The following is a 12,199-nucleotide window of genomic DNA, read 5'->3' on the forward strand; positions in this document are numbered from 1 at the left end:
CTAAAATAGTTATTGTTGGGAGAGAAGTGTGGCAAAAGCAGCAAAAAGAGCCTTTGTATGTAACGAATGTGGTGCAGATTACCCTCGCTGGCAGGGGCAATGTTCTGCTTGTCATGCGTGGAATACAATTACAGAAGTGCGCCTTGCCGCAGCCCCTTCTTCACGCAACGAGCGTTTTAGTGGATTTGCGGGTGATGCAAAAGGTGTTAGTCGTGTTCAAAAATTATCGGAAATTAGCCTTGAAGCATTACCTCGATTTTCCACAGGGTTTAAAGAGTTTGACCGCGTACTAGGTGGTGGTGTTGTTCCCGGAAGTGCCATTTTAATCGGGGGAAGCCCCGGCGCAGGTAAAAGTACTTTATTGCTACAAACCATGTGTCGTTTAGCGACTGAAATGAAAACACTGTATGTCACGGGTGAAGAGTCGCTACAACAAGTCGCTATGCGCGCTCATCGATTAGGTTTACCAACAGCAGAACTGAATATGTTGTCAGAAACCAGTATTGAACAGATTTGTTTAATTGCCTCACAAGAACAACCTAAATTAATGGTGATTGACTCTATTCAAGTGATGCATATGGCGGATATTCAATCTTCGCCGGGCAGTGTTGCTCAAGTCCGTGAAACAGCCGCATATCTGACTCGTTTTGCTAAAACTAATGATGTTGCCATTATTATGGTAGGCCATGTGACAAAAGATGGCACCTTGGCTGGGCCTAAAGTGTTGGAACACTGTATCGACTGCTCAGTTATGTTGGATGGTGAAACAGACTCTCGTTTTCGTACTTTACGCAGCCATAAAAACCGTTTTGGCGCCGTTAATGAATTAGGCGTTTTTGCCATGACAGAGCAAGGATTACGAGAGGTGAGCAATCCCTCTGCTATCTTTTTAAGTCGAGGTGATGAAATTACTTCAGGTAGTTCTGTGATGGTGGTGTGGGAAGGTACAAGGCCTTTGTTGGTGGAAATCCAAGCGTTAGTTGACCACTCAATGTTATCTAATCCACGGCGTGTTGCGGTGGGATTAGAGCAAAATCGCCTTGCTATTTTACTTGCCGTTTTACATCGCCATGGCGGGTTACAAATGTCTGATCAAGACGTTTTTGTGAATGTAGTTGGTGGGGTAAAAGTCACAGAAACTAGTGCAGATTTAGCCTTGTTATTATCATTAGTATCAAGTTTTCGTAATCGCCCTTTACCGCGTGATTTAGTGATATTTGGTGAAGTGGGGCTTGCGGGAGAAATTCGACCTGTACCTAGTGGACAAGAGCGCATTGCAGAAGCTGCAAAACATGGATTTAAACGGGCAATTGTACCTAGTGCAAATATGCCGAAAAAAAATCCCCCTGATATGAAAGTATATGGTGTGAAGAAGCTGTCAGATGCGTTATCTGTCCTTGATGATTTGGAAGATTTCTAAAGGAGAAAAGTATGGGTTCTTTTGATTATATCAAACAGGCTATCAGAAAAAATGGATATACTTTACAACAAGTTGCTGATAAAAGTGATATGACGAAAGGCTATCTTAGCCAATTGATTAATAATAAAATCAAGAGTCCCAGTGCTCAAAAGATGTCGGCATTACACCAATTCCTAGGGTTAGAATACCCAGTGAAAAAGAAAACTATCGGTGTGATTTTTGGCAAATTTTATCCTCTTCACACCGGACATATTTACTTAATTCAACGTGCTTGTAGTCAAGTCGATGAATTACATGTCATTTTATGTCATGACGAGCCTCGTGATAAAAACCTCTTTATCAACAGTGCGATGTCACAGCAACCTACGGTCAGTGATAGATTACGCTGGTTATTACAAACCTTTAAATATCAAAAGAATATCCGTATTCATGAGTTTGATGAATACGGTATAGAGCCACAGCCTCATGGTTGGGAAATGTGGAGTGAAGGGATCAAAACATTTTTGCGTGAAAAGCAGATAACCCCTGATTTTATCTATACCAGTGAACGGGAAGATGCGGATCAATATAATGCTTTCTTGGGTATTGAAACGGTTCTGATTGATCCTGAACGCTCATTTATGAATATCAGTGGCAGTCAAATCCGCCAAGCGCCTTTTAAATATTGGGAATATATTCCAACAGAAGTAAAACCCTTCTTTGTGCGCACAGTAGCGATTTTAGGTGGTGAATCCAGCGGTAAATCAACGTTAGTGAATAAGCTTGCTAATATTTTCAATACGACAAGTGCATGGGAATATGGTCGTGATTATGTGTTTTCTCACCTTGGTGGTGATGAAATGGCATTACAATATTCCGACTACGATAAAATTGCATTAGGGCATGCTCAATATATTGATTTTGCTGTTAAATATGCAAATAAAGTCGCTTTTGTTGATACGGATTTTGTCACAACGCAGGCATTCTGTTTGCGTTATGAAGGTAAAGAGCATCCTTTTGTTCAAGCTCTGATTGATGAATACCGTTTTGATTTAGTTATTTTGCTAGAAAATAACACGCCATGGGTAGCCGATGGTTTGCGTAGTTTAGGGAGTGATAAAGATCGTCGGCGTTTCCAAACCTTGTTAATGGAAATGCTCGATAAAAACAATATTGAGTATATCAAAGTTAACTCCCCTGATTATGATGAACGCTTCTTAAGTTGCGTTGAATTGGTCAGAGAATTATTGATGATGCAATCAAAGCATATTGAGTAAAAACATAAATATAAAACGCCTTCAAGGGCGTTTTATATTTAAGAATAAAAATAATCACTGCCCTCAAAACGCAATGTTTTTTCTTCCTGAGTAAACGCCTTTTATTCTTTATCACTGATGACTTATCAGAACAAAATCACTTACCAAAAGATAAAAATATATAAAAAAATCCGTTAAATAAGCTATCTGCGTAATAATGCTATTTTTTTCAATAAGGTGAAGAAGGTTACTGAAAATTAATGCGGGGATCTCTATGATAGATAACAGGTATAGATTTATCGGTGTGTATTTCTTTTGCCATTAGGTGTGAGGAGTCACACTCTCTATCTTCATTCGCTCAGATGAAGAAGCAGACTATTTTTCGTAAAAGGACAAGATAATGGCGCAACCTTCCCGTGTTTCACTTCATATCAAGAAAACAGTCATTTCGTTAGCGATTGCTGCTTTAGGTTTTACTGTCTCATCAAATGCATTGGCTTATCAAAAAGTTCATCAACCGGATAATAGCTATCAGCAATATGTTTCTCAGCGTCAGGTGGTTGATAGTTTGATACAAGATGCATTAGAGGCATTTAAGTCACCTGCACGTGTTTCTGATGCTGGATTTACGGGAAAGCTGCCATCAAATATGGAAATTGTGGCGCAAAAACTGCAACAAGCTTATAAGTTAGAACCTTATCGTTTAGATTTACTGTTTAGTACGGCGAGTGCTTATATTTATAACAATGATGTTTCTCGTGCAGTTACGATTTATAAACAGATTTTAGAAGCCGCTCCTGATGATATTGATGCGTTAATTTATGTGACTTCGTGGACACGTTTCGAAGGTAAAGATAAAGAAAGTGAAGCCTATTTCACTAAATTAAAATCATTAAATCCGGCGAAAGCGGATGAGCTCAAACGTTTCTTTGCTGAGATAGATCGTGTCAGCAAAATGCCGTTAAGTGATAAATTAACGCAAACAGATTTGGCAAAACTAAATAAAACCAAAGATAACAATGCGATTGTGACATTGGGTTATGCATTGAATCCTGATGGTACAATGAATAAAATCTTAATTGAACGTCTAAATAAAACCTTAGAAGTCGCTAAACAATTACCTGAAGCCATGATTATCGTGACGGGTGGTGTGCCTAAAGCACATCAAACAGAAGGAAAGTTAATGGCGGATTGGTTGGTGAAAAATGGTATTGCACCAGAGCGTATTCATCAAGAGAACTATGCGCGTACAACCGTCGAAAATGCATTATTTAGCCGCTATGCCTTAACCAAACATCGTATTAAAACAGCCGTTATTATTAGCTCTGGTAGTCATGTTCGTCGAGCTGATGCGATTTTCACGCTTGCAAGCTGGCAAAGTGGCCCAAGTGATATTTCTTATCTAACTGTTGTTGCACCGGATAAGCCATTAGCTGAATTACAAAAGGCAAGTAAATCAGATATACAAGGTATCTATCGTGATGGCTTAAAAGCGCTAGGATTATGGAGCTTCCGTAGCTATCCATTAGAAGAGCGTTAATGGGGGCATTTTAACGTTAATTAACTTAGCAAAATCTGCCATAAACCTTCGCCCAATACGGGCGGAGATATAAAAAAGGAAACCTCCCCAATAACAAAAATGATTGAGGAGGTTTTTATTATTTTTCCCTGAGGAGTCAAATTTATTATAAATTTGTACACGCTTAATTTTTATTGAATTGATAACAATTATCATTACTATTGATTCTCACAATAGTTAATAATGAGAAATAAAGTGAGAATTCTTCTGATGATATGCGCATTGATGGCCTCTTTTCCCAGTTTTGCTGGTTGCTTAGCAGTAACTGAAAATAAAGAAATGACAGGTCAGTTTGATAACAACAATACGTTGTGTTTTACCGCTCATTTAGAAAGCCAACGTTATGTTGAATTAAACGTAAAAGGGATACAAAACCTACGGTTAGAGAAACAAGATGGCACTCATATTCGTAGCTTGTTAAAGGATATTCCTGCTGATGGGCAACAGAAAGTACGCTTTCTATTACCTGAAACGACAAATTATCAATTGGTTGCACAAGGCGAAGCTAAAAAGCAGTGGCAATTCACGCTAACAACACAGCCTTATCAACCGGTAGATAAAGATGCAGGTATTGCACCAACAAGTCCCCGTTTACAAACACTCGCCAAACAACTTGATCAACAAAATATTCAGGCATTTTGGCAACAAATACGCCAAGAAGGTACTCCTCTGATTGAGCCTTATGATAATGATAAAAAGCGAGTGACTTTTTTATGGCAAGGTGCAAAAAAGAATGTTTATTTATTAGGATCACCCGATGGTAATCATGATCCGTTAACCCATTTAGCCAATAGCGATATTTGGTATCGTAGTTATATCGTGCCTAACGACACATTAATGCAATATAAGTTAGCCCCTGATGTGCCTGTTATTGAGAATGCAGAACCCTTTGAGCAACGTCGCGCGATCTTAACCACAGCACAAGCCGATCCGTTTAATTCCCAAAATTCTCCAAGTCAATCTGAGGATATCTATAATCACTTTTCGTTATTGTCGTTAGACAGTAAACGTGAATGCCAATTGCCCGATATTCTTGATAGAACAATGAAAGGCAAGACAGAGATTGTTCGTTTTCACAGTGAGATCTTAAATAATGATCGTGAAATCGCACTTTATCTACCTGCCCAAAAAATGGAAATACCACGGATCTTGGTCTTATTTGATGGACAAATTTATCGTCGCCAATATGGTATTGATCGGTTTTTTGATAAACAGATCGAGGAAGGTAAATTGGCACCTATGATGATCTTATTTGTTGATAGCATTGATAGCGATCGCCGTAGTGTTGAATTACCGCCAAACCCTGATTTTTACCGTTTCTTAGCAGATGAACTATTTGTTTGGCTAGAAAAAGAGAAGGGTATTCACGTATCTGGAGAGGAAACGATGGTATCAGGGTCAAGTTATGGCGGATTAGCGTCTTCATGGGTCGCATTTAATCGCCCTAATCGTTTTGGTAAAGTGCTGAGTATGTCCGGTTCTTATTGGTGGGCACCTGAAAATGAAGAGCCTGAATGGCTTATTAGACAATTTGAGCAAGCAGATAAAAAGCCATTGCAGTTTTTCTTAGAAGCAGGGCTATTTGAAAGTCGTGGTGATAAAGGGGGGATTTTAAATAATAATCGCCATCTTAAGCAGGTTTTAGAGCAAAAAGGCTATCCTGTTAAATCACTCGAAATGGCCAGTGGGCATGATTATATTTCTTGGTGTGAAACCCTGTATTTGGGCGCAAAAGCATTAACCCAAGAGAATGACTAGTTTAAGATCTCGCCTTAACAATATGCTTTAATACAACAGAAGCTTATATACGCATTCGCGGTATAAGCTTTTTGTTTGTCATCAACTTGTCATAAAGCTGTCATCGAAATCGCTTTTACTCTTCATTTCTCTGTCATTTAACTGCCGTAAGCTTTTCCTGACTTAAAACATTAATCCTGTTTTTTTTATTTTAGAGTGCAAGGAAAAAGCTATGTCTCATCGTTACCAACGTTCTATTTTATCCGTTATTGTAACAACGCTATTAGCTGGTGCGAGTTTCTCTTCTTTTGCTGCTCCCATTGCTGCTGATGCAATTTTGGCACAAGATCGCGCAGCAAAAGGTAATATCACGGAATTTGGCGGCGCTCGCCGTATGACTCAAGATCAAACTGAAGCATTAAAAGCAGCTTTAAATAATAACCAAGCAAAAAATGTGATCCTCTTTATTGGTGATGGTATGGGGGATTCTGAAATCACTGTTGCACGTAACTACGCTGAAGGTGCGGGTGGCTTTTTTAAAGGTATTGATGCGTTACCGATAACGGGTCAATACACACACTATTCATTAGATAGAAAAACACAAAAACCTAACTATGTAACCGATTCGGCAGCCTCAGCAACGGCATGGGCTTCTGGTGTGAAAACCTATAATGGTGCATTAGGGATTGATGTATTTGGTAAGGATCACCAAACCATTTTGGAATTAGCAAAAGCCAACGGAAAGGCAACGGGGAACGTGACTACATCTGAAATTCAAGATGCGACACCTGCCGCACTATTTTCTCATGTCACTGGACGTAAATGCTATGGTCCAGTTGAAACCTTAGAAAAGTGCTCAACTAATGCATTAGAAAATGGCGGTAAAGGTTCTATCTCTGAGCAATTATTAGTGACTCGTGCAGACGTTACATTAGGGGGCGGAGCGAAAAGTTTTGCTCAAACTGCGGCTGCGGGAGAATACAAAGGTAAAACGTTAGAGCAACAAGCTATTGAGCGTGGTTATCAAATCGTGAAGGATGCAAAATCACTGGATGCGATTACGCTGGCAAACCAAGATAAACCTGTATTAGGTTTGTTCCACGAGGGCAATATGGCTGTTGCGTGGGAAGGTCCTAAAGCGACATATCATGGTAATTTGAACAATCCACCATTAGAGTGCAAACCTAACTCTAAACTTGATCCAAATGCGCCAACACTGGCACAAATGACCAAAAAAGCGATCGACTTACTGAAGACCAATGAAAATGGTTTCTTCTTACAGGTCGAAAGTGCCTCTATTGATAAGCAAGATCATAATGCTAATCCTTGCGGACAAATCGGTGAAACTGTTGCGCTAGATGAAGCCGTACAAATCGGTTTAGATTTCGCTAAGCAAAACGGTGATACGCTGATTATCGTGACTGCAGACCATGCCCATTCAAGCCAAATTATTGAAGCGGATGTGAAATCAAGTGGATTAACACAAGCGCTTATCACTAAAGATGGTGCTGTAATGGTGGTGAATTACGGTAACTCAGAAGAAGGATCCCAAGAACATACTGGAGCTCAGTTACGTGTTGCTGCTTATGGTCCACACGCTGCCAATGTGGTTGGGTTAACTGACCAAACAGACTTGTTCTTCACGATGCGTGATGCAATGGGTCTGAAATAAATTTAAGCTGAATTTATAGTCTGTCTGAACTTGTAGTCGAATTGCCTTACTAAATTGTTGTATTTTCGCGCGACTTAGAGAGATACCCTCTGGTCGCGTTTTTTTATTAATAATTTAGTCCATTTAAAATAAAATGATAATAAATCAATAGGTTATTTACAGGCTGATTTTGAAAGTTACACATTCTCTGCTATAATTAACAGAATTTACAAATTAATCTATGTAATATTCTCAACTTCTCCATTGATTATTGTACTTAAGTTGCAATATCTTTTTGTCTAATAACGCTTCACGTTATTAAGGCATTACCCGTAAAAATCTTTTCTCAGATAGATTATCTGCTCGTGGTCTTTCTCTTTTTTATGAGATTGAAGGAGAACAGAGTCAAACAAACAACGATAAAAATAAGGTTATTCTTTCTATGCTGACACTGCTTCATTTACTCTCATCAGTCGCGCTTCTTGTCTGGGGAACACATATTGTTCGTACAGGCATTATGCGTGTCTTTGGTTCTGATTTACGCCGAGTTTTAGGTAAAAGTATTAATAAAAAATCCAACGCCTTCCTTGCGGGTGTGGGGGTAACGGCATTAGTCCAAAGTAGTAATGCGACGGCACTTTTGGTTATCTCTTTTGTGACGCAAGGGCTGATTTCGATTACACCGGCACTGGTTATTATGTTAGGTGCAGATGTGGGTACTGCACTTATGGCGCGAGTGCTAACCTTTGATCTCTCTTGGTTATCTCCACTACTTATTCTTGTCGGGGTGATCACTTTTCTAAGTCGTAAAAAAGAGCGTGTCGGGCAATTAGGGCGTGTAGGAATTGGTCTTGGTTTAATTATTTTGGCCTTACAACTGATAGTCACTTCCGCAGAGCCAATTACCCATGCCAGTGCGGTACAAGCTATCTTCACATCATTAAGTGGAGACACTGTTTTAGCTCTCTTAGTGGGTGCTTTATTTGCTATGGTGAGTTATTCAAGCCTGGCTGCTGTGTTATTAACAGCAACATTAAGTGCAACTGGGCTAATGCCTTTATACATCAGTTTATGTATTGTGATTGGTTCTAATATTGGTAGTGGTTTGTTGGCGTTAATGAGTAGCCGAGGGCAAAGTGTTGTTTCACGCCAAGTAGTACTAGGAAGTCTATTTTTTAAATTGATTGGTGCGCTATTGGTTTTACCTTGGATAACAATCATTGCAAATAAAATTCAGCAATATGGATTTTCACCGGCTGAAATCGTTATCTATTTTCATGTTATTTATAATCTTGCACGCTGTGTAATGATGATCCCTTTTGTCGGCATAATGGCAAAATTATGTCAGAGACTGATCCCCGAATTGCCTGCTACAGGATCTGAGGTTGCACCTCGTTATTTGGATCAATCTGCTATTGATACGCCTTCTTTAGCTATCGCTAATGCGGTTAGAGAATCACTACGATTAGGTGATGTTGTCGAACAAATGTTGCAACGTTTTACTGCATTAATGGAAGGTGATCGTCAGCAGAAAAGGGAAATTATCCAGTTAGAGGAAGAGGTTGAATTACTCCACAGCAGCATTAAATTGTATATGGCACAAATTCAACAGCATGATCTAGGAACTGAAGATTCTCGACGTTGGGCTGAAATTATTGATACAGCGATGAATTTACAACAATCATCCGCTATCATTGCGCGTATGTCGGCTGAAGTGGTGAGTAAAGGTTTAAATCATCACTTATTTTTATCGGAGGAAGGACGTCGTGAATTACAGACACTCCTTGAGCGTCTGCAAAGTAATCTGAATCTGGCGATGTCGGTATTTGTTTCCGGCAACATGGAACATGCTCGTAAATTACGTCGAGCAAAACATCGTTTCCGTTTACTCAACCAGCGCTACTCGTTTGCTCATGTAGAACGTCTTCATTTGCATAATATGCAAAGTATTGAAACCAGTTCTCTGCATACCAGTTTGCTCGGTGATATGAAACGGTTGAATTCCTTATTCTGTGCAGTGGCTTACCACGCATTAGAACGAAGTGAATCATCATCAGAACAGGTTAATCTTTTATAATGAAAAACAATATTCGTCAATTAACTAGAAATGAAATTCCACAAGTGTGGGAAATTGATAGAACTGAGCTTATTGAAAAGCTATATGTATTAAAAGAAGGAACGTTGCATTTATCAGAACAACGCTTTGATATGAAAGGTTGGCCAGAAGGTGAGGCAGAGCATTACACCCCTGTTTTACTCGAAAGTTTTGACCGAGGAGCGCCTTTCTGGGGCGTTTTTAAACGAGGTCAATTGGTTGCAGCTGCGAGTGTTGATCCGCAAAAACGTGGTCAAAATGGTACTTTACTTCAACTCTCTTTTTTACATGTTAGCCACCAGCTACGTGGGCAAGGTTTAGCTCGAATATTATTTGATTATTGTGTGGAATATGCGAAGAAAAGAGGGGCTGGTGGATTATATATCTCATCAACACCTTCTGAAAATAGCGTGAATTTTTATCAGCATTTAGGATGTCGATTAGTCGATACTCCTGATCCTGAACTTTATGAAAGAGAGCCTGAAGATATTCATTTAGTCTTTCATTTTATCAATCTAAATAACGCTTAGTTTCGTTTATTGACCACTACAACATAATAAAATTGAACGTCTTATCGTGAAAATGGTAAGGCGTTTTTTATTTATTATACTAAAAATACACATAACCCTTTAAAAAATAAGGATATAAAATAAGTTTTTTTCTTTATATAAGTTGATTTAGTATAAGTGTTATATATAATAATGAAAATCATTATCATTAATGGTGGGTTATTATGGCTAAACCAACACGTATATCTCCAGTGACATCTTGGACATCTCGCATTAGTTTATGGGAAATGTTGGCTGTTTCTTCCTTGCTAACAGTGGTCACACATTCTATTGCAGGAACATCTGCCTTTACGCTGATTTTAGTGGTTTCAATGCTGTTATCCACCTTGATGCTGTTCCATAAAAAATTACAGATGTGGGTGATGATCCCCGCAGGTGTTGTATTAACCTACAGTTTGATGACACTTTTAGTCGCATATTATGGATAGAGAATATTCGGTGTGTGATTGGAGGGGGGGATCACAAGGAGAAAAAAGGGTTATTGAGTGGTGCGAAGAGGGGGACTTGAACCCCCACGTCCGTAAGAACACTAACACCTGAAGCTAGCGCGTCTACCAATTCCGCCATCCTCGCAGTCTTACTCAATGAATTTTACTCTGGACATTGTCTGTTTGGTGCGAAAGGGGGGACTTGAACCCCCACGTCCGTAAGGACACTAACACCTGAAGCTAGCGCGTCTACCAATTCCGCCACTCTCGCATTCAGACCGGAAGCGAATTTTATGCCTTTTATTTTTGGCGTCAATTATTTTTTATCAATAAATTATCTTTGTGATGAAAATAAAATACCTTGAATTATCACTTAAAATTAGCCCCAAAAATAAAGCCCTGTTTTAGATAACAGGGCTTGTTATTAGTCTTTCTTGGTTGCTTGGTAAACTTTGAATTTACCTGTTGATGCAAGTACTTCGTGAGAGCCAAATACATGATCCAAAATATCTGGATAAGGGATAAACGAATTCGCCACAATACGTAATTTACCGCCTCTTTTCAGATAATTTGGAGCAAGACGAATAATATCTTCAGCTGCGGTATAGCTTGTGCCTAAACCATCATGGAAAGGCGGGTTTGAGATTATCCAATCATAAGTTTCTTCAACCGCTGAATAGACATTACTTGCAATCACTCGACCTTCTAATTCATTCACGTTTAAGGTGGCGATACTAGAAGAAATTGCCGCAGCATTCACATCACACAGTGTCAGTTTCAACATTGGGTTTTTCTTACCGAGTACAGTGGCAAGTACACCACAACCACATGCCATATCCAGTAAATCGCCAACCATTGCATCATCAAAAGTTGAAAGTAATAAACGACTACCTTCATCTAATGCGTTTTGGCTAAAGACACCCGGTAATGCCATTACAGTAAGATCATCATGGCGATAAGTTTGCCACCAGTTATTACGGTCAAACAGTGTTTGATATGTTTGAGTACCAAAAAATAAGCTACAACGGCGTGCTGAATCTATTTTTTTAAGTTTAGCGATACCGTTCATTAATTCAGTGGCACTTTTAACACCGCTACGGTTCTCACCGACGATAAAGATTTCAGTACCCACTTGTAAGTTAGAGCAAAGGCTACGCAGTTGGAAAGTGGCTTCGTTTTTATTTTTAGGCCAAAAGTAGATCAAGGTATTGCAATATTTCACAAAGGACTGATCTGCAACTAAACCAAAGAGTGCGTTATCACCCATTGATTTTAGTAATGGTAGCCACTGGTGATATTGGTTGGTATATGCTCTGACACTTTTCGCCTGAATCTGTGCTGCGAAAGTATCTTGAAGATCACCTGCAATAAGTACATGCCTGTCTGCGAAATGATCTAGGTGACGAAGAATAACTTCGCTAGCAGGGGACAGTGAGGACATTATGATTATTACTCCTTAAAAAACTTGAGACGCATGATATCAGA

General features: G+C 39.3%; 9 protein-coding genes and 2 tRNA genes. 8 read left to right on the plus strand and 3 right to left on the minus strand.

Translation table 11 applies throughout. The features are described from left to right. Positions 1 to 28: 28 nt before the first annotated feature. From radA to GWJ01_RS08740, 8 genes are all read left to right on the plus strand, one after another. A complete protein-coding gene (radA, locus tag GWJ01_RS08705) occupies positions 29 to 1,420 on the plus strand; it encodes a DNA repair protein RadA (RefSeq protein WP_075672711.1) in 1,392 nt (463 codons plus the stop codon). Between the two features lie 11 nt (positions 1,421 to 1,431). Beyond that, positions 1,432 to 2,676, plus strand: coding sequence for a multifunctional transcriptional regulator/nicotinamide-nucleotide adenylyltransferase/ribosylnicotinamide kinase NadR (gene nadR, locus GWJ01_RS08710; RefSeq protein WP_109394187.1), 1,245 nt, complete (start codon positions 1,432 to 1,434; stop codon positions 2,674 to 2,676). 379 nt (positions 2,677 to 3,055) lie between these two features. Continuing rightward, positions 3,056 to 4,195 carry a YdcF family protein gene (locus GWJ01_RS08715; RefSeq protein WP_109394186.1) on the plus strand — a complete coding sequence of 380 codons (1,140 nt, stop codon included), beginning with the start codon at positions 3,056 to 3,058 and terminating at the stop codon, positions 4,193 to 4,195. A gap of 264 nt (positions 4,196 to 4,459) precedes the next feature. Further along, on the plus strand, positions 4,460 to 5,992 hold the full coding sequence (locus GWJ01_RS08720) for an alpha/beta hydrolase-fold protein (protein WP_237585710.1): 1,533 nt from the start codon (positions 4,460 to 4,462) through the stop codon (positions 5,990 to 5,992). A 211-nt stretch (positions 5,993 to 6,203) separates the two neighbouring features. Further along, on the plus strand, positions 6,204 to 7,643 hold the full coding sequence (phoA, locus tag GWJ01_RS08725) for an alkaline phosphatase (RefSeq protein WP_161710980.1): 1,440 nt from the start codon (positions 6,204 to 6,206) through the stop codon (positions 7,641 to 7,643). A gap of 421 nt (positions 7,644 to 8,064) precedes the next feature. Further along, positions 8,065 to 9,699 (plus strand): Na/Pi cotransporter family protein, encoded by a 1,635-nt coding sequence (locus GWJ01_RS08730; protein ID WP_109394183.1) that lies wholly within the window; start codon positions 8,065 to 8,067, stop codon positions 9,697 to 9,699. Next, the gene (locus GWJ01_RS08735) at positions 9,699 to 10,247 is read left to right on the plus strand and encodes a GNAT family N-acetyltransferase (RefSeq protein ID WP_109394182.1); all 549 of its coding nucleotides are present in this window, start codon (positions 9,699 to 9,701) and stop codon (positions 10,245 to 10,247) included. Before GWJ01_RS08730 ends, GWJ01_RS08735 begins: the two co-directional genes overlap by 1 nt. 203 nt (positions 10,248 to 10,450) lie before the next feature. Continuing rightward, positions 10,451 to 10,714 (plus strand): DUF1435 family protein, encoded by a 264-nt coding sequence (locus GWJ01_RS08740; RefSeq protein WP_109394181.1) that lies wholly within the window; start codon positions 10,451 to 10,453, stop codon positions 10,712 to 10,714. A gap of 58 nt (positions 10,715 to 10,772) precedes the next feature. Here GWJ01_RS08740 and GWJ01_RS08745 read toward each other — a convergent pair. From GWJ01_RS08745 to rsmC, 3 genes are all read right to left on the minus strand, one after another. Then, a tRNA-Leu gene (locus tag GWJ01_RS08745) sits at positions 10,773 to 10,859 on the minus strand. 39 nt (positions 10,860 to 10,898) lie between these two features. Next, positions 10,899 to 10,985: transfer RNA gene (locus GWJ01_RS08750), tRNA-Leu, on the minus strand. Positions 10,986 to 11,138: 153 nt separating this feature from the next. Further along, complete coding sequence (gene rsmC, locus GWJ01_RS08755; protein WP_075672705.1) at positions 11,139 to 12,155, minus strand: 16S rRNA (guanine(1207)-N(2))-methyltransferase RsmC; 1,017 nt, start codon at positions 12,153 to 12,155, stop codon at positions 11,139 to 11,141. Between the last annotated feature and the right edge of the window lie 44 nt (positions 12,156 to 12,199).

This window comes from Proteus sp. G2618 (assembly GCF_009915995.1).
Taxonomy (GTDB): Bacteria; Pseudomonadota; Gammaproteobacteria; order Enterobacterales; family Enterobacteriaceae; genus Proteus; species Proteus terrae.